Source organism: Alteromonas sp. OM2203 (assembly GCF_048517045.1).
In the GTDB taxonomy this organism is placed as follows: Bacteria; Pseudomonadota; Gammaproteobacteria; order Enterobacterales; family Alteromonadaceae; genus Alteromonas; species Alteromonas gracilis.
Map to the genome: position 1 here is coordinate 1,095,025 of NZ_CP183209.1, position 21,735 is coordinate 1,116,759.

General features: G+C 50.4%; 2 protein-coding genes. One reads left to right on the forward strand and one right to left on the reverse strand.

Annotated elements, in window-relative coordinates:
- Positions 1–179: 179 nt before the first annotated feature.
- Positions 180–19,502, reverse strand: a complete 19,323-nt coding sequence (locus ACM0P2_RS04940; protein WP_419227379.1) for a BapA/Bap/LapF family large adhesin — start codon at positions 19,500–19,502, stop codon at positions 180–182.
- A gap of 245 nt (positions 19,503–19,747) precedes the next feature.
- On the opposite strand from ACM0P2_RS04940, the gene ACM0P2_RS04945 reads away from it, so the two are divergent.
- The gene (locus ACM0P2_RS04945; RefSeq protein WP_159119388.1) at positions 19,748–21,700 is read left to right on the forward strand and encodes a TolC family outer membrane protein; all 1,953 of its coding nucleotides are present in this window, start codon (positions 19,748–19,750) and stop codon (positions 21,698–21,700) included.
- Positions 21,701–21,735 lie beyond the last annotated feature (35 nt).

Consider the following 21,735-nt stretch of genomic DNA (forward strand, 5'->3'; position numbering starts at 1 on the left):
AGTTCCAGAAAATACGAAACCCTTTGATTAATCAACAAGGTGTAGTGTTTTATAACAACGTACTTATGCGGCTAAAACGGCTTATCTATGCGGATTGGTATGAATACCATGTGATTCTAATCTACCCAATAAAAAGCCCCCGTCGAATACGAGGGCTTTAGGTTAACTTCACAACAAGGTTAGATGTCAGTTGGTGGAAGTTTATCTATCGCTGTTTTCAAAACTTCAGACTCTGTCGGAGAAGCGGTTGTCACGTCACCGCCACTTTCTTTAGACGTATCGCCTACAAGTCCGTCACTAGCATCAGGAGATACGCCCTCACTATTTGAATCCACAGAAGTAGGCTCTGTTGATGGCAGAATCAACTCTTCTGGGGGAAGATCAATATTGACGAGGTCAACAGTTACCTCTGTCACCGGGCCCCCGGAGACGATATCGTCTTCTTCTGGAAGCGTGATGGTGTCATCAGGCAACGTGCTTTCAGGTGTTGATGCCTCAGGAGAAAGCGGGCTCGTTTCTTCTGGAGCAGTTGAAATCGGGTTGCCGATATCAACCGTGTCTAAAGTTATACCTGATAAATCGATGGTGTCGCCACCGCCAAAACCATCGCCAACAGTGGTGCCAAGTGTGCTGACCTCCTCTTCAGGAAGCGTAATGATATCAGGCTTGGTCTCTACTGGTTCCGCACTCATGAGCGGCGAAGTAGGCTCGTTTTCTGGTGTTACCAGACTAGTTTCAGCGTTAAGGTCGACTGTTTGAAGGGTTTGCCCTGTTAGGTCAATTTCGTCAGGTGCTGTAGGCTCGTCAGTAACCACGGTGCCGCTGCTATCTGATGCACTTACAGACTCAGATGAACTGCTCATTACCACTTCTGGTACACCTTCACCAGATGCCGTTACAAACACGTTAAATTCTGCCTCTTCGATAGTACCGTCTGGATATTCGATACGGTAAGTAAAAGTATCCGTTAAGGTCCCACCAAATACGGCTTGCGTGTTATCCGGGGTATAAGTGTAAGCGCCAGTTTCGTCAATTTGCAGCGTGCCGAAATCTCCCACTAACGTAATGCCGCCCGAAGCGTCTTGGAAGTTAGTTCCATCAGCAGATACACTCACGTCGTATGTTGGGCCAAACAGTATATCGTTTTCGAACAGATTACCGGTGGCGGTTTGTACGCTACTGACTTCAAACTGATCAAGGTAGTTGACGGTAGAGGATAGATCCACACTAATACTCCCCGCTACCCCAAGCCCCGTGGTGCCATTCATTGATAGACGATATAAGCCTTCAGTTAGTCCGTTGACGGTAAGCACGGTATCACCGTTAATGCCTAACAAACTAATGAGCTCGCCGTTTGGGAACACTCTATAAGGTTCCCACGATCCGTTTTCGAATCTTTCTACTGTTAAAGTAAGGCTCGAAACCAGTGATAATAGGCTGCCATTATCGACGTTCAAGGTGATATCTTGAGTGGTATTCGTAGCTACCGCAAAGGTACTGCTGGTATCACTAAAGCTTCCTCCAAGTCCTAGCAAATAGCTATGTGAAAGCGCACCTATGTCACTTGGACCAGCTTCAGATACAAAGTTATAGGTTAATTCAGCACGGGCCGAGTCAGCGGATACCCCTTGTCCAGACAGGTTAAAGTTCAAGTTTGCAGTAGACGTATTGGTTCCGTCTGAAATGGTGTAGCTAAAACTATCAGTATTGCCTAAGCCGTCGCGCACGCCGTTGGCTACATAGATGTAGCTGCCGTCTTCAAAAATGGTGAGGTCGCCATAGTCACCTTCAATAGTAATGCCCGACAAACCAGTACCTAATACGGTTACCGATTCCCCATTGGTATGGGTAACTTGCGTCACTACGCCGCCTTCAGCAATGCTATCTGCAACATCACCTGTATTAGCAGCATCAATAACATTTCCCGATGTTGTAGTGCTGCCCTCAAACGCGTATTCAGTGAGCGTTGAAGTTATATCGGTAGATTGTAGTAAAGTAAGTGTATTACTTAGCAATGCCGCCGCAACAGCGTCTAATACGGCATCTGCCAATGCGCCTAACCCTAATAGATTCAGGCCTGTGGTGATTGTGCTGACTAAATCGCCGGCACCTATAGTGTCTGCGGTGCTCAAGGCCGGCTCTAGAATAAGATTTCGTACTACCGTACCTAAACCCAGACCATTGAGAACACTCGCGTTAGTACCATTCAGTGCATCTTCTACAGCAGTCAATACAACGTCTTGGTTCTCTTCCCCAAGGACAACACCACCGTCACCTAGTTCAGTTAAGGTAATCGAGCCGTCACCATCTTGATCAAGCAGAGACTCGAGTACACTATCATCGTTGCGAACTACAACGGTATATTCACCAGCTGGAAGCCCTGAAAACTTAGCAACAAGTATATCGTCACCTGTCAACCCAATCAGGTTTACGCCTGCTACATCACCTATTAAAGGGTTGTCTGGTGTCATGGCCGTGGCGACCACGTTGCCATCTGCATCAATAATATCAACACGATACGCATCAGCGACGGCGACTAACGCTGTTTGGCTAACTTCTACAACCACTTCGCCAAAGAAACCAGCATCAACGGTAAGCGTTGTGCTAGCCTCTGGCGACCCTGCCGCTGGTGAACCTTCGGCTAAGCCAATGACTTGGAAGTCACTATCGGTAACTGGGGCGTTCACAATGGCGGTTTGTGCGCCTAGCTCCATATCATTGTTATCGGTTTGGGCGACTACTGGTGGGAAGTCGCTGCCAGAAATGGTGATGGTAAGTGTCGCAATATCTGAAGTTTCACCATCTGATAGGGTGTAGTTAAACACTTCATCTTGCCCAATGGCGCTGCGGTCACCATCGGCGGTGTAGGTGTAAGTGCCGTCTGCAGCTATTTCTAATACACCATATTGACCTTGGATGGTTATAGTACCTGTTGCAGGCACATTGACGCTATCACCGGCCGAATTAGTAACAACAGTAACTTGAGCACCATCTAAAATAGTGTCTGCGCCTACACCACTAATATCACCGTCAATTAAGTTGCCTTGGGCCACTAAATCACCTGTATAGGTGTATTCTGTTAACGTGGTTGTGATGTCGGTGTCTTGCAATAGGGTTAGCGTATTGCTGAGCAATGCATCGGCAATGACGCTTAAAATATCATCAAGGAAGCCAGTTAAACCAATTGCATCAAGAGGCGCGGTAAGTAAATTAACAAGCTGACCTGCGCCAATTACTGTAGTCGTATCCAGAAGTGTTTCTAATACTCCCCTTACTTGCGTGCCAACCGTACCAAGTGGAATACCTAAAACGCCGGTATTTAACGTGGTTTCAATAGTATCAAGAACTACTGCTTGATTGTCGGGCCCAAGTACAACACCAGCTGTACCAAGTTCATCAAGGTCAACATCGTTACTATTGTCGTTGTCTAACAAGTCTTCAAGTAAGTTCTCATCATTGCGGACCACCACACTGTAGTTGCCAGCATCAAGGCCTGCTAACGTGAACGAAATGGTCTCGTCGCCGGTAACATCAAAAATGTCTAGTCCACCGACATCGGCAAGTTGTGAATCTGCGCTAACCCCTTGGTAAACAAGTTGACCGCTCTCGTCATACACCTCAACAATGTAGGCATCGGCAACAGCAACCAGTGCTATTTGATCAACTTCTACTAACACTTCACCCACATGGTTAGGAGAAACGGCAAAAGATGCGCTTGCATCGACACCGCCTGTAGACTCTGCTAAGCCAATCACTTGCACGTCGCTGGTGGTTTCCGGTGGGTTGACCGTGACCACAGGTTCGCCCATATCAACGGTGTTACCGTCGTTTATAGCATCAAGCGCTTGTACAACTACGTTTTGGCTAGCGGTACTCGCAGTATTTCCTGCTTCATCAGTGACGGTTGCCACTACGGCATAGGTGCCCGCTGGTAGCGGTGTGCCAGTTAAATCCAGGCTCCAGTTGCCGCTGCCATCAATAGTAAGTTCAGGGTCAGTGCCAAAGGTATAGGAAGTGCCATCAACGGTAACGGTTAGGGTAGTATTGTCACCAAGGTCTACCGTTCCGTTTAGCGTAAGCGTGCTATCGCTAGTAATAAAGTCTCCAGCAACGCCAGAGTCGTTTGAAATACTATCGAACGTTACCGTCTGACCGTTATTGTTTTCATCAATACTGGTATCGATAACAACTGTACCTGTGTCAGTAGCAAGGTTGCCTACAGCATCTGTGGCGGTAACCGTTGCCGTATAATTACCTTCAGCAAGCAGGGCGACAATATTGTCAGCCAGCGTCCATGTGCCGTCCCCGTTATTAGTGGCGGTATAGTCGTTGCCGTCAATCGTCACCACCACAACCGCATTAGGGTCGTTTACCGTACCGGTAAGTTCTGGCGTGGTGTCGTTGGTGGTTAGATCGTTAATGGCCACCGTAGGTGCAGTGGTATCAATTACCACCGTGCCCGTGCTGGTTACCGTGTTGCCTGCGGCGTCTGTTGCAGTCACTGACGTTGGGTAACTACCTTCAGCTAACGTGGCAACTACATCATCGGCTAACGTCCATGTGCCGTCCCCGTTATTAGTGGCGGTGTAGTTTTTGCCGTCTATAGTGACCACCACAACCGCATTGGGGTCGTTCACCGTACCAGTTAACTCTGGAGTGGTGTCGTTGGTGGTCAGATCGTTTATTGCAACCGTAGGCGCGGTGGTATCAATTACCACAGTACCAGTATTGGTTACCGTGTTGCCCGCGGCGTCTGTTGCAGTAACAGAAGTGGGGTAGCTACCTTCAGCGAGTGTAGCAACTGCGTTGTCAGCTAACGTCCACGTGCCGTCACCGTTATTGGTAGCGTTATAGTCGTTGCCGTCAATCGTTACCACCACAACCGCATTGGGGTCGTTCACCGTACCGGTAAGCTCTGGCGTGGTGTCGTTAGTAGTAAGATCGTTAATGGCTACCGTAGGCGCAGTAGTATCAATCACTACAGTACCCGTATTGGTTACCGTGTTGCCGGCGGCGTCTGTTGCACTTACCGATGTTGGATAGCTACCTTCAGCGAGTGTAGCAACTGCGTTGTCAGCTAACGTCCACGTGCCATCACCATTGTTGGTAGCGGTGTAGTCATTACCGTCAATAGTGACTACCACAACTGCATTCGGATCGTTCACCGTACCGGTAAGCTCAGGCGTGGTGTCGTTGGTGGTAAGGTCATTTATTGCAACCGTAGGCGCGGTGGTATCAATAACCACTGTACCTGTATTGGTGACGGTGTTGCCCGCGGCGTCTGTTGCCGTCACCGAGACTGAGTAACTGCCTTCTGCAAGGGTCGCAACTACATCATCGGCCAGCGTCCACGTTCCGTCACCATTGTTGGTAGCGGTGTAATCATTACCATCAATCGTTACCACCACAACCGCATTGGGGTCGTTCACCGTACCAGTAAGCTCAGGCGTGGTGTCGTTGGTGGTTAGATCGTTAATGGCTACCGTAGGTGCTGTGGTACCAATCACTACAGTACCCGTATTGGTTACCGTGTTACCTGCAGCGTCTGTTGCGCTTACCGAAGTTGGGTAGCTGCCTTCAGCGAGTGTGGCGACTACGTTATCAGCCAGCGTCCATGTGCCGTCACCGTTGTTCGTAGCGGTGTAATCATTGCCGTCAATGGTCACCACCACAATCGCATTCGGATCGTTCACCGTACCGGTAAGCTCTGGCGTGGTGTCGTTAGTAGTAAGATCGTTAATGGCTACCGTAGGCGCAGTAGTATCAATTACCACTGTACCTGTACTGGTCACCGTATTGCCCGCGGCGTCTGTCGCGCTTACCGATGTTGGGTAGCTGCCTTCAGCGAGTGTGGCGACTAAGTTATCAGCTAGCGTCCATGTGCCGTCACCGTTGTTCGTAGCGGTGTAATCATTACCGTCAATAGTGACTACCACAATCGCATTCGGATCGTTCACCGTACCGGTTAGTTCAGGCGTGGTGTCGTTGGTGGTAAGGTCATTTATTGCAACCGTAGGCGCGGTGGTATCAATAACCACTGTACCTGTATTGGTGACGGTGTTGCCTGCAGCGTCTGTTGCGCTTACCGAAGTTGGGTAGCTGCCTTCAGCGAGTGTGGCGACTACGTTATCAGCCAGCGTCCATGTGCCGTCACCGTTGTTCGTAGCGGTGTAATCATTACCATCAATCGTTACCACCACAACCACATTGGGGTCGTTTACCGTACCGGTAAGCTCTGGCGTGGTGTCGTTGGTGGTTAGATCGTTAATGGCTACCGTAGGTGCTGTGGTATCAATCACTACAGTACCCGTATTGGTTACCGTGTTACCTGCAGCGTCTGTTGCGCTTACCGAAGTTGGGTAGCTGCCTTCAGCGAGTGTGGCGACTACGTTATCAGCCAGCGTCCATGTGCCGTCACCGTTGTTCGTAGCGGTGTAATCATTGCCGTCAATGGTCACCACCACAACCGCATTAGGGTCGTTTACCGTACCGGTAAGTTCTGGCGTGGTGTCGTTGGTGGTTAGATCGTTAATGGCCACCGTAGGTGCAGTGGTATCAATTACCACCGTGCCCGTGCTGGTTACCGTGTTGCCTGCGGCGTCTGTTGCAGTCACTGACGTTGGGTAACTACCTTCAGCTAACGTGGCAACTACATCATCGGCTAACGTCCATGTGCCGTCCCCGTTATTAGTGGCGGTGTAGTTTTTGCCGTCTATAGTGACCACCACAACCGCATTGGGGTCGTTTACCGTACCAGTAAGCTCAGGCGTGGTGTCGTTGGTGGTTAGATCGTTTATTGCAACGGTAGGCGCGGTGGTATCAATTACTACAGTACCAGTGTCGGTATCGGTATTACCCGCATCGTCAGTTGCAGTAACAGATGTTGGGTAACTACCTTCGGCGAGTGTAGCGACTACGTCATCGGCCAGCGTCCACGTACCGTCACCGTTATTGGTAGCGGTATAGTCGTTGCCGTCAATGGTGACTACTACAGTAGCCGTTGGGTCATCAACCGTACCCGTTAGTGCAGGCGTAGTGTCGTTGGTCGTTACATCATTGATGGTTACAACAGGTGCCACGGCGTCTACCGTGTCAGATGCAGGCCCACTTGTGTTGCCCGCTTCATCGGTTGCTGTTGCCGTTACTACAACTCCATCTGCTAATGGTGTATCTGGCGTTACGCTCCAATTGCCGTCGCCATCAGCGATGACAGTGAAATCTGGCGTGCCGTCTCCGTCTACATCCACATTTACCGTTGCGCCCGCTTCGGCTGTGCCGGTAATTTCAGTGCCGTTGCCCGCTTCAACGGTAGGCGCTGCTGGTGCTGTGGTATCAATAACCACTGTGCCAGTATTAGTACCCACATTACCTTCTGGGTCGGTTGCAGTAACCGTTGCGGTATAGCTACCTTCAGGAAGTGCCGCCACCGCATCATCAGCTAGCGTCCAAGTGCCGTCACCGTTGTTAGTGGCGGTGTAGTCATTACCGTCAATAGTGACTACTACAGTAGCCGTTGGGTCGTCAACGGAACCAGTAAGCGCCGGTGTTGTATCATTAGTCGTTAAATCGTTGAAGGTAACGACTGGCGCTGCCGCGTCAACCGTGTCTGAGGCTGGGTTGCTAATGTTACCCGCTGCGTCAGTTGCCGTTACGGTCACAATTACGCCATCGGCAAGCGGTGTATCAGGCGTAATACTCCAATTGCCGTCGCCATCAGCGATGACGGTGAAATCAGGCGTGCCGTCGCCATCCACGTCCACATTTACGGTTGCACCGGCTTCAGCGGTACCGGTAATTTCGGTACCGTTGCCCGCATCCACAGTAGGTATGAAAGGTGGTGTAGTATCAATCACTACCGTTCCTGAATTTGAACCTACATTGCCATCGGCATCCGTGGCAGTAACGGTAGCGGTATAGCTACCATCTGCGAGTGCAGCCACTGCATCGTCAGCCAGGGTCCAGCTTCCATCGCCATTGTTAGTTGCGGTGTAGTCCACGCCATCAATGGTCACTACTACGATAGCGCTTGGATCGTCAACCGTTCCGGTTAGCTCTGGTGTAGCGTCATTAGTGGTTAAGTCATTGATTGCAACGACTGGTGCAACAGCGTCTACTGTATCTGACGCTGGCGCACTACCATTGCCAGCTTCATCAACCGCCGTTGCCGTAACTACAACGCCATCGGCAAGCGGTGTAGTGGGTGTTACTGACCAATTTCCATCGCCATCTGCGATGACGGTGAAGTCTGGCGTGCCGTCGCCATCCACGTCCACATTTACAGTTGCCCCTGCTTCCGCAGTACCCGTAATTTCAGTGCCGTTACCTGCATCGACGGTAGGCGCTGCTGGAGCAGTGGTGTCAATCACCACAGTGCCAGAGTTAGTTCCGGTGTTACCGTCGGCATCAGTAGCAGTAACCGTAACGGTATAGCTACCATCTGCAAGTGCAGCCACTGCATCGTCAGCCAGCGTCCAACTTCCATCACCATTATTTGTAGCAGTATAGTCTGTACCGTTAATGGTAACGACCACGATGGCGGTTGGATCGTCTACCGAACCGGTAAGTGCAGGCGTGGTGTCATTAGTCGTTAGATCGTTAAAGGCAACGATTGGCGCAACAGCGTCTACCGTATCAGACGCCGGGCTACTCGTATTGCCTGCTTCATCGGTAGCTGTTGCCGTGACAACCACGCCATCCGCTAGCGGTGTTGTGGGTGTTAGTGACCAGTAACCATCGCCATCAGCAATCACTGTGAAATCAGGTGTGCCATCACCGTCAACGTCTACGTTTACGACAGCGCCAGCTTCGGCTGTACCGGTAATTTCAGTACCATTGCCTGCATCAACAGTAGGCGCAGCTGGCGCAGTAGTATCGATAACACCGCCGTTTTCGTTTGCGGTTGCCGTATTACCCGCGCCATCTGTTGCACTTGCGGTGACTGAATAATTACCTTCAGATAAGGCTGCTGGCACATCTACAGAGAAGGTGCCATTAGCTTGAACAATGGCGCCAAATGTTTGGGTGTTTCCTGCACTATCGGTAACGCTGATGGATACGGTGCTGCCTGGTGCAATATCTGTAGTACCGGAAATGGTTGGTGTTGTGTCGTTTCCTGTACCAAGCGAGTCCAAGGTTAGGTTTGGCACGGCTGTATTGATATTGCCGCTGGTAGTATCAGACGCCGAGTTTCCAGCGGCATCAGTGGCGGTAGCAGTAACATCGAAGTTTCCGTCTGCCATTGCATTGGGCACGTCGGCGCTGAAATTACCGTTGCTGTCGACAATAGCCGTAAATGTCTGTTCTGCTCCCGCGCTGTCGGTGACGGTTATGGTCACTGAACTACCTGGGCTTAAATCGGTGCTACCGGTGACGGTTGGCGTGGTATCGTTACCTGTGCCTTGTGCATCTAAATTGATCGTCGGCGCGGTAGTGTCTACGCTACCGTTTGTTTCAGTGGCAGTAGTCTCATTACCTGCTGGGTCTTGGGCAACGGCGGTAACGGTATACCCTCCTTCAGCCATTGGGCTTGGCACATCGGCCGAGAAACTGCCGTCTCCCTGAACGGTTGCATCGAAGGTTTGACTTACACCTGCGTTATCCGTAACCGTAATCGTTACTGTCGCGCCTGCAGGCAGGTCAGTATTCCCTGATATTGTAGGCGTTGTGTCGCTGTCTGAGGCTAGTGTATCTAACGATAGAGTAGGGGCTGTTGTATCAATAATACCTGTGTTGTCTACGACGGTAGTGCTATTACCCGCTTCATCACTCGCCGTGGCTTCAACACTGTATGCACCTTCAGCTAAAGGCGCAGGCACATCCACTGTAAAGTTTCCATTTGCATCAACTGTAGCTGTGAGGGTTTGAACATTTCCCGCGCTGTCAGTTACCACAAGTGTAACTTCACTACCCTGCGCAAGGTTTGTGCTACCAGATAGAGTAGGCGTTGTGTCATTGCCTTCCTCAAGTGGCGTTAAGGTTAGTGATGGTGCTGTAGCGTCTATGCTTCCAGCATCACTCGCTGTCGCTGTATTACCTGCCTCATCACTGATGGTAGCGCTTACCGTGAAGTCGCCTTCAGCTAAATCCGTACCAGGGGAGATAGAGAAAGAACCATCGGCCTGTACCACTGCACTTAAGGTCTGGGTCGCACCAGCGCTATCCGTTACCAAAATAGTGACCACAGAGCCCGCAGGTTCATCGGTTGTACCGGTAATGAGTGGCGTCGCGTCGTTAGTGGTATCGGCAACATCTATGGTAAGCGTAGGTACAAGTGTATCAACTACGCCTGCCTCGTTATTGGTTGTACTGTTGCCTGCTGTATCAGTCGCGTTTGCTGAAACAGTGAAGTTCCCTTCAGCCATTGCCGCTGGCACGTCGGCAGAGAATGCGCCGCCCGCGGCAACCAATGCAGAGAACACCTGAGTATTACCCGCACTATCAACAACCGTTATTTGCACTGTAGAGCCTTGCGGTAAATCTACAGTGCCGCTTATGGTTGGGGTTGAGTCGCTAACTGTGCCTGGCTCGTCCAGCGTAATAACAGGTGAAATTGTGTCGATTAAGCCGGTTTCAGCGTCGGACGCTGTATTGCCAGCTTCATCAACAACCGTAGCCTGAACTGTGTAGCTACCCTCAGCCAAAGTGGCGGGTACGTCTACGCTAAAAGAGCCGTCGCTTTGCACGGTTGCTGATAAGGTTTGTATATTGCCAGCGTTATCGGTGACGGTAATTGAAACCGTGCTTCCGGCTGGCTGGTCTGTCGTTCCGCTAATGGTCGGTGTTGCATCATTGCCAACACCCGGATCTGCCACATCAATAGCCGGTGATGTGGTATCTACCACACCGCCAGTTTCAGAGTCAGAGCCTGTATTTCCGGCTCCGTCAGTCACCTCTGCGACAACTGTGTAGCTACCTTCGGCCAAGTCTGACGGTACGCTTGCGCTGAAGGTGCCATCTCCTTGTACTGTTGCAGTAAAGGTTTGAACTGCTCCAGCACTATCTGTCACTGTTAAAGTGACGGTTGCACCAACTGGCGCGTTAGTTGTACCTGAAATAAGAGGCGTAGCGTCGTTTGTCTGGCCAAGGGCATCTAGTGTAATGTCCGGGGCGCTTGTATTAATATTGCCGCTATCCGTCACTGTCGTGCTATTGCCCGCAGCATCGCTCGCACTGGCTGTTACATCGTAATCGCCATCAACAAGCGCGCTGGGTACTTCAACTGAGAAAGTGCCATCCGCATTTACCGTGGCGGTAAGATTTTGTACGTTACCGCCTGCATCGGTGACAACCAGCGTAATTGTTGCTCCCTCTGGCAAGTCGGTAGTACCGCTTAATACTGGCGTTGCGTCATTGCCGCTGGCTACTGGATCTAAGTTGATAACAGGTGGAGTGGTGTCAACTGTACCGTTATTATCAACCGCTGTGTTTTGATTTCCCGCATCATCAGTCGCCGTCACTTCTACTGTGTAATCGCCTTCTGCAAGGTCAACTGGCACATCAGCGCTAAAGCTACCGTTCGCTTGAACGGTGGCAGTGAGGGTTTGCGTATTGCCTTGGCTGTCAGTCACGCTAATGCTTACAGTGTTTCCCGCAGCCAAGTCGGTGGTTCCCGATATAGTCGGTGTAGCGTCGTTGGTCAGGCCTTGTGCGTCTAACGTTATGGTGGGGGCTGCTGTGTCTATGACACCGTTATTATCTATTGCCGTTGCTGAATTACCCGCATCGTCAGTCGCAGTGACAGTCACACTGAAACTGCCCTCAGCTAAATCGGCAGGAACATCAGCACTGTAAGTGCCATCGTTTTGAACGGTTGCAGTGAATGTTTGGGTATTTCCAGCGTTGTCTGTCACGCTTATGCTAACGGTTTCGCCAGCATTGAGGTCTGTGGTGCCAGAGATAGATGGCGTTGCATCATTGCCAAGCCCTTGTGTATCGATGGTTATCGATGGGGCTGTGGTATCGATGTTACCGCCATTTTCGGTCACTGATGCACTGTTGCCAGCGCCGTCTGTGGCGGTCGCAGTAACAGAATAGTCACCTTCAGGTAAGCTTGCAGGAACATCAGCCGTAAAGCTTCCATCGCCTTGCACTATGGCACTGAATGTCTGTGTGGTTCCAGCACTGTCAGTCACAGTCAGCGTTACAGTACTACCTGGCGCTAAGTCGGTGTTACCTGAAATAGTCGGTGTGGTGTCGTTGCCAGACCCAAGAGGATCAAGGGATAGGGTAGGTGCGGCAGAGTTTATGTCGCCGCTCACTGTATCTGTAGCAGTATTGCCTGCAGCATCAGTGGCCGTTGCAGTAACGTCGAAGTTTCCGTCTGCCATAGGATTAGGCACATCTGCACTGAAGTCGCCGTTAGCATCTACGGTTGCAGTAAACGTCTGCACAGTGCCAACGCTGTCAGTTACTGTGATAGTTACTGTGCTTCCTGCGGCCAGGTCGGTGTTTCCGCTAATGGTAGGCGTGTTATCGTTACCTGTACCAAGCGGATCCAGAGTGATAACAGGCGCTGTGGTATCTACGCTGCCACCCGTTTCAGAATCAGAACCTTGGTTACCTGCCGCGTCTTGAGCCGTTGCGGTAACCGTATAGTCACCTTCAGCTAGTGGTGAAGGTACGTTGGCTGAAAAACTGCCGTTGGTTTGTACCGTAGCGGCAAAGGTTTGCGTATTACCCGCACTGTCGACCACCGTTAATGTGACAATGGCGCCAGCTGGAAGGTTTGTGGTGCCAGAAATGGTTGGCGTAGCGTTATTCTCTGGCGTTAATTCGTCAAGATTTAGCTCAGGTGACGTGATGTCGATTACGCCTGAATTATCGAGAACCGACGTGCTGTTGCCTGCTTCATCAATGGCGGTAGCTTCAACACTGTACGAGCCTTCAGCAAGGGCACTGGGCACATCAACCGCAAAGTTTCCTGCAGCATCAACTGTTGCTGTAACCGTTTGAATGTTGCCAGCACTGTCTGTGATAACCAAGGAGACCACGCTACCTTCCGCTAGATCTGTACTTCCCGAAATGGTTGGCGTTGTGTCGTTGCCTAATCCTTGAGGGTCTAAGGTTAGGGTAGGCGCTGTGGTGTCTATGGTGCCTGTTGCATTGGCTGACGCACTGTTGCCAGCATCGTCGGTGGCCGTTGCGGTAACCGTATAGTCACCTTCAGCCAGTGCAGCTGGCACATCCACAGTAAAGTTGCCGTTTGCGTCAACCGTTGCGGTCACCGTTTGTGTATTGCCAGCGTTATCGGTGATCGACAGTGTTACGCTCTCACCTGCTGCTAAGTCCGTAGTACCTGAAATGGTCGGCGTAGTATCGTTATTTGAACCCAGCGCATTTAGTGAAATAACGGGGGCGACGGTATCGACGATACCGTTATTGTCGGTGACAGATGCACTATTTCCGTTGCTGTCTGCAGCGGTAGCGGTTACTGAGTAATCACCTTCGGCAAGAGGCGCGGGGACATCAGCACTAAAGTTACCGCTCGCATCAACAAGTGCAGTAAAGGTTTGGGTGTTGCCTGCACTGTCAGTGACAAAAAGCGTCACGGTTGAACCCGCGGGTAGGTCAGTCGTACCTGAAATGGTTGGTGTAGTATCGCTAACCGTAACTTGCGCATCTAGTGTCAACGCAGGGGCGCTGGTATCTAGCGTACCGGTATCAGAGGTGGTGGTTGTATTACCTGCATCGTCTGAGGCACTTGCTGTTACAGTGTAGCTGCCGTCTGGTATAGCGTTTGGAACATCCGCACTGAAGTCACCGTTTGCGTCCACAATGGCGTCAAAGGTTTGTGTATTGCCTGCGCTATCTGTGACGGTTAACGTTACCGTGCTTCCCGGTGCTAAATCAGTGCTGCCCGATATGTTAGGCGTTTCATCGTTGCCTGTGCCCTGCGGATCTAGCGTAAGTACAGGGGCGGTGGTGTCAATATTGCCACCGTCCTCAGTTGCGGTTGTTGAATTACCTGCATCATCTGTTGCAGTAACTTCGACGCTGTAGTCTCCTTCAGGCAGTGGAGATAATACTTCTGTAGCAAAGTTGCCATCTGCATCAACCAATGCGTTAATGGTTTGCGTGTCGCCATTGCTGTCAGTTACGGTGATCACAACGACAGCGCCTTCAGATAAATCTGTATTACCTGAAATAACCGGCGTAGTGTCATTACCTGAATCTAACGGGTTAACGGTAACAATAGGTGCTTGTGTATCAATACTTCCATTTGTTTCGTTTGCCGTCGCGGTGTTGCCTTGTGCATCGCTTACTGTTGCCGTAACGGTAAAGTCGCCTTCAGCCAGGGCGCTAGGCACATCAGCACTGAACGTGCCGTCTGCTTGCACGGCTGCTTGGAAACTTTGCGAGCTACCGTTGGCATCTACCACAGTAATGGTAACCAGTGTGCCAGGTGCCACGTCGGTAGTACCTGTGATAGTTGGGGTAACATCGCTGGTAGCGCCTTGTGTATCAAGGGCTAACAGTGGCGCTTCACTATCTACATTACCTGTTGTATTGGCATTCGCGGTATTGCCTGCACTGTCGGTTGCACTGGCAGTCACAGTAAAGTCGCCGTCAGCAAGTGCGTTTGGCACATCTACGCTAAAGTTACCATTCGCATCGACCAAGGCATTGATAGTTCGCGTGTTTCCAGCGCTATCTGTTACGACAAGTGTAACCGTGCTTCCTTCAGGAAGGTCTGTTGTGCCTGAAAGTGTGGGTGTGGTGTCGCCCGTGCTGCCAGGGTTTTCAAGGGTAAGCGTAGGCGCGGTGGTATCTACAACGCCGCCATTGTCGGTTACTATTGTCGCATTACCATCGCCGTCAGTTGCTGTAGCCGTTACGCTATATTCACCTTCCGCTAATGGGTTGGGCACATCGACACTGAAATTACCTGAACCATCTACCGTCGCCGCGAACGTTTGTGTATTGCCAAGCGCATCGGTAACAGACAGTGTAACAGTGCTGCCAGCGGGTAAATCGGTAGTGCCGGAAATAGTGGGCGTGGTGTCGTTATCATCACCCAGTGGGTCAAGGGTTAAGCTTGGCGCATTGCTGTCCACGGTGCCAGTTTGTGACGTCGAAGCACTATTACCCGCAGCATCGGTAGCTGTTGCTTCAACAGTGTAGTCGCCGTCAGCGAGTTCGGCAGGCACGTCTGCGCTAAATTCGCCGTTCTCGTCTACTGTGGCAGTAAAGGTTTGGCTGTTTCCAGCACTATCGGTAACGGTAAGTGTAACCGTGCTGCCCGCTTCCAAGTTTGTAGAACCGCTAATTGACGGTGTCGTGTCGTTACCTGTGCCAAGTGGTTCTAGTGAAATGGTGGGGGCTTGCGTATCAATGTTGCCGCCATTTTCAGTGACAGTCGTTGTATTGCCTGCCTCGTCTGTTGCTCTGGCTTCTACGGTATATTCACCCTCAGTAAGCGGCGTTTGTACGTCTACGCTAAAATCACCGTTCTCATCAACGATGGCATCGATAGCTTGTGTGTTGCCCGCGCTGTCGGTCACCACAATAGTTACTGTTGAACCAGGTGGTAAATCGGTAGAGCCAGAAATCGTTGGCGTGGTGTCGCTACCGTCAGTTTGCGGGTCTAAAGAAAGCGCTGGTGCGGTAGTGTCTATTTCTCCTGTAGCTGTGGTGGTAGAACTGTTGCCTGCTGGTGTTGTTACAGTAACATCTACCGTGTACTCACCTTCGCTAAGTTCCGCTGGCACATCTTCGTTGAACGTGCCGTCAGCGCCCACTGTAGTGACGATTGTTTGCTCGTTACCCTCGCTATCTGTAACAACAATGACGACTTCACTGCCTGGAGGGGCATCGGTTTCACCAGAAACGTTTGGCGTAGTATCGTTCGTTGGCGCAGGTTGATTTACAGTCGTAGAAGGACTCGTAGAATCGTAATCGCCACTTGCTGTTGCTTGTGCGGTGTTACCCGCATCATCTGTCACCTCGGCAGTTACGCTGTATGTACCCTCTGCCACCGCATTTGGAACTTCAGCGGTAAAGCTACCATCGGCAAGTACAGTGGTGGTAAAGGTTTGAGTAACGCCAGCACTATCGGTAACAGTAAGCGTTATGGTGCTTCCGGGCACGGCATCCGCTAACCCCGAAAGTGTGGGTGTAGCATCGCCATTTATTCCTGGGTCGTTTAATGAGATGGTTGGCGCCGTCACGTCGATAGCACCCTGAGCGTCAGCATTGGCCGTATTGCCTGCTTCATCAGTTACGCTGGCGTTAACCGTAAATTCACCTTCAGCTAATTCAGCAGGTACATCAATGCTATAGGTGCCGTCTGCTTGCACAGTGGCAGCTACAGTTTGCGTGTTGCCCGCGCTATCGGTGATAGTTAATGTAACTGTACTACCCGGTGTAGCATCAGTGGTACCTGAAAGGGTTGGTGTGGTGTCGTTACCAGTCGCTATAGTGTCGATAGTGATCGTCGGCGCAGTGGTGTCAATTTCGCCTGTGGTGTCTGTAGTTGCTGTATTGCCAGCCTCATCCGTCACGCTGGCGTTAACCGTAAATTCGCCTTCGGCTAATTCAGCCGGTACATCCACACTATACGTGCCGTCTGCCTGCACAATAGCTGTAATAGTTTGCTTATCGCCCTCGCTATCAGTAATGGTTAGTGTAACCGTGCTGCCGGGCGTGGCATCAGTCGTACCTGAAAGCGTAGGCGTAGTGTCGTTACCTGTCGCTATGGTGTCGATAGTGATCGACGGTGCAGTGGTATCAATCACGCCCGTGGTATCTGTAGTTGCTGTATTGCCAGCCTCATCCGTCACGCTGGCGTTAACCGTAAATTCACCTTCAGCTAATTCAGCCGGTACGTCAACGCTATACGTGCCGTCTGCTTGCACAATGGCAGTTACAGTTTGCGTGTTGCCCGCACTATCGGTAATGCTAAGTGTTACTGTGCTTCCCGATGTGGCATCAGTGGTACCTGAAAGGGTTGGCGTGGTGTCGTTACCAGTCGCTATGGTGTCGATAGTGATCGTCGGCGCAGTGGTGTCAATTTCACCTGTAGTATCAGCGGTTGCTGTATTGCCTGCTTCGTCGGTGACGCTGGCGTTAACCGTAAATTCACCTTCGGTCAATTCAGCAGGTACGTCAACGCTATAGGTGCCGTCTGCTTGCACAATGGCAGTTACGGTTTGAGTAACGCCTGCGCTATCGGTAATGGTTAACGTAACTGTGCTACCCAGTGTGGCATCCGTGGTGCCTGAAAGGGTAGGCGTAGTATCATTATCAGTAGCTATGGTGTCGATAGTGATCGACGGCGCAGTGGTATCAATCACGCCTGTGGTATCAGCGTTTGCTGTATTGCCAGCCTCATTCGTCACACTGGCGTTAACCGTAAATTCACCTTCGGCCAATTCAACGGGCACATCAACGCTATACGTGCCGTCTGCTTGCACAATGGTAGTCACGGTTTGCGTGTTGCCCGCGCTATCGGTAATGGTTAGCGTAACTTTGCTGCCAGGGGCGGCATCAGTGATACCTGATAGGGTAGGCGTGGTGTCGTTATCGGAACCTGGCGCATTAATGGTAATGGTTGGGGCGGTGGTATCAATTTCCCCTGTGGTATCAGCGGTTGCTGTATTGCCTGCTTCATCCGTCACACTGGCGTTAACGGTAAATTCACCTTCGGCCAATTCAACGGTCACATCAACGTTATACGTGCCGTCTGCTTGCACAATGGCAGTTACGGTTTGAGTAACGCCTGCGCTATCGGTAATGGTTAGCGTAACTGTGCTGCCAGGGGCGGCATCAGTGATACCTGATAGGGTAGGCGTGGTGTCGTTACCAGTCGCTATGGTGTCGATAGTGATCGTCGGCGCAGTGGTGTCTATCACGCCCGTGGTATCAGCGGTTGCGGTATTGCCTGCTTCGTCGGTGACGCTGGCGTTAACCGTAAATTCACCTTCGGCCAATTCAGCAGGTACGTCAACGCTATAGGTGCCGTCTGCTTGCACAATGGCAGTTACGGTTTGAGTAACGCCTGCGCTATCGGTAATGGTTAGCGTAACTGTGCTGCCAGGGGCGGCATCAGTGATACCTGATAGGGTAGGCGTGGTGTCGTTACCAGTCGCTATGGTGTCGATAGTGATCGTCGGCGCAGTGGTGTCAATTTCACCTGTAGTATCAGCGGTTGCTGTATTGCCAGCCTCATCCGTCACACTGGCGTTAACCGTAAATTCACCTTCGGCCAATTCAACGGGCACATCAACGCTATACGTGCCGTCTGCTTGCACAATGGTAGTCACGGTTTGCGTGTTGCCCGCGCTATCGGTAATGGTTAGCGTAACTTTGCTGCCAGGGGCGGCATCAGTGATACCTGATAGGGTAGGCGTGGTGTCGTTATCGGAACCTGGCGCATTAATGGTAATGGTTGGGGCGGTGGTATCAATTTCCCCTGTGGTATCAGCGGTTGCTGTATTGCCTGCTTCATCCGTCACACTGGCGTTAACGGTAAATTCACCTTCGGCCAATTCAACGGTCACATCAACGTTATACGTGCCGTCTGCCTGAACTATCGCAGTCACAGTTTGCGTGTTACCTGCGCTATCGGTAATGGTTAGCGTAACCGTGCTGCCAGGAGTGGCATCAGTGGTACCTGATAGGGTAGGCGTGGTGTCGTTATCAGAACCCGGTGCATTGATGGTAATTGAAGGGGCGGTAGCGTCAATTTCACCGGTGATAGAACTATTTGCAGTGTTACCTGTAGGTTCTAACACGGTAGCATCTACGGTGAACTCACCATCAGCCAGAGCATTTGGTACGTCTACGCTGAATGTGCCATCGTCTTGTACAATAGCCGTGACAATTTGAATATTCCCAGCACTGTCGGTAACGGTCAGCGTGACTGTACTGCCTGGAATTGCTGAAGTAATCCCCGATAGAGTAGGAGTGGTGTCGTTCGTCAAGCCTATCGCATCTAGGGTAAGTGAAATATCTTGTGCTTGCTCACCAGTGCCAGAAAACTCAACTGGCGTAATATCGTCGTCGCGATTTGTACTTTGATCGAACTGGAAACCCACTGGGTCGATTTTTTCGTTTATGCGGTCAACGCGCACAAAATTACTACCGCCGTCAGTACCAGCGCCGCCATCAAGGCCCGCTGCGGTTGCTTCTAGCGACTCTAAAATGTCTCCGTCACCAGCAAGCGCATCAAGGAAGTCAGCGTCACCTTCTTGGTTGTTACTGTCTATGCCGTCAATACCGTCAAGTAGTGCTGTTAGCTCATTGATACTCTCATCAAAAACACCAAATTCATCGTCAGAATTATTTTCAGTGAAATCTAATTGCAGCGGGAAAGTAACGCTTTGTCCGGCAGGAAGTGTGCGGAGTTCTCCATCTACACTTACGGTAACAAATCCATCAGCAGATACGGTTAATATGTCACCTTCGGCTACCGTCATATCTACAGTGACGTTGACAAGCTCACCCGTTTCAACACGTACTAAAGAAGCCTTGCCGTTTACTTCTGCAATGATTACTTCAGCCATAATTTCCTCTCAACCGATAAATTTTCACGCTATACAAAAAGCGTAGCAGGGCTTTTCTATCCCGTTACCGGACCGTAGTACGGGTGGCACATATCCTTTGGTATAAAACCTAGGTAGTTCCCCCTAATTTGTTAATAATTAGTCTATTAATTGGATGCTAGGTTTGCACAATTACGCACAGCGTCTACTTTTCTAAGTAAGAAACCAAGCAAATGTTGCCGGTTTTTATTTAGTGAGATTTACATATGAATGTAATGGATTCAGTGCTTACCAAGATTGTAATTGGTGCAGTTGGCGCTGTCCTTGTTAACGCTGCCGTCGCGCAGAGCAATGGAACTAATGCTTCGTCAGTCAATTTGGAAGACTATGTTCGCAAGGTGGTAAATGAAAATCCAGAAGTGCAAGCCAGTTGGCGACAACTTCAAGTAGCAATGTCAGATGTTGATATCGCGCGGGGTGGATTTCGCCCGCAAGTAGATGTATTGGCATCGAGCGCATATAGCGATAGAAATTATGGGTTAGATCGAGAATACATGGGGCATACTGGGCAAATTACGCTAACCCAAATGCTATACGACGGCTTTTTGACAAGCAGTGAAGTAAAGCGGTTCAAGCAAGCGCAAGTTGTCCGCTTTTTCGAACTAATGGGTGAAATTGAGCAGAAGTCTCTAGATACATCTCTAGCTTATATGGACGTGCAGTTGTTCCGGGAGCTTCTAAAGCTCGCTGAAGAAAATTTGATTACTCACGTAGATGTATTCAAACAAATTGAAGAGAGTGTTGAGGCAGGTGTCGGTCGCAGAGCTGACCTAGAGCAAATCAGTGGTCGTCTTTCTCTCGCCGAGTCTAACGTGCTTACTGAACTGTCTAATTTGCACGATGTTACCGCTCGCTTTTTACGGTTGGTGGGCGAGAAGCCCGCGAACAACTTGCAGCCGGTAACGTTAAACTCTGCCTATGTTGATGCAAGTGTTACAGATATTCAAACCTTACTCACCAGTGCATACGGCACCAATCCTCAGTTCAACGCTGCTATTTACAATATAGATGCACAACGTTATGCGGTTGATAGCGCAAGAAGTCTTTACCACCCTCAGGTAAACCTGACCGCAAGTTATGGTGCGCAAACTCGAGATCAAGCTGCATTAAATAATACCATTACCGAGGCGAGCGTTGGCGTTAATTTTTCTTATAACTTGTATAACGGCGGTTCGGACCGCGCAGCGATTCGACAAGCATTGTCGCAGGTTGATTTAGCAAAAGACTTGCGGGACAAAGCCTGTATCGATATGAGACAAACGGTACAAATTGCTTATAACGACATTATCAATATTGCTGAGCAGCTACCCTCACTGAATGCCCACCGCCTGTCTTCAGACAGAGTAAAGTCTGCATACATGGATCAGTTTACTATTGGTGAGCGTTCTCTATTAGACTTACTCGATTCCGAAAACGAGTACTACGAATCAAGTCGCGCGTATTTAGAGGCGCAATATACTCTGGAAAAAGCTCGCGTAAGACTGCTTGCAGCTTCTGGGAGCTTGGCGAATACATTAGGGATCACAAAAGAAGGCGTGCCTGATGTATTAGACAAAGCAGAGCAAAATATTACTTATGATCCCAACTACGTCTGCCCAGCCGTTCGCACCAACTTTGAAGATGAGTTGAATATACTCAAACGCGACACAGATGGCGACGGCATTGTGGATTTGTGGGACGACTGCGCCGATTCAACACCAGGTGCCATGGTCGATGACTTTGGTTGTGAAGCCAAAGAGCCTGAGATAGTGCCAGAACCAGAATCACGCGCTGCAGATTTTACGTTAGATAATGCGAAGATAATCGATTCGTTTAAGGTCAATATTGAGTTTGCGTCTAACTCTACCGAGGTTTTGCCTAAGTACGAAAATTCGCTTCAAGACGTTATCGAAGCACTAAACAACGACCCAAGCTCAGGAGTGATAATTCACGGTCATGCCTCTTTAGATGGAGATGCAGCTTACAACCAACGCTTGTCTGAACGCAGAGCAAAAGCTGTAGCGTCGTTGCTGATGACCAAAGCAAATATAGAAGCTAGAAGAATTACTGCGGTTGGTTACGGAGAGAGTCGTCCGCTGGTTGATGAAGAATCAGACTTGGCAAACGCCCGTAATCGCAGAATTGAAGCGGCTATTATCCAGCTTCCTTCTAACGAATAGTGATGTGTAGGCTTATATGAAGGAAAAGAGGGTCG

What these genes read in the sequence shown, in the direction of transcription:
- ACM0P2_RS04940 (WP_419227379.1), bottom strand. Translation starts at nt 19,502, where the DNA reads ATGGCTGAAGTAATCATTGCAGAAGTAAACGGCAAGGCTTCTTTAGTA.
- ACM0P2_RS04945 (WP_159119388.1), top strand. Translation starts at nt 19,748, where the DNA reads ATGAATGTAATGGATTCAGTGCTTACCAAGATTGTAATTGGTGCAGTT.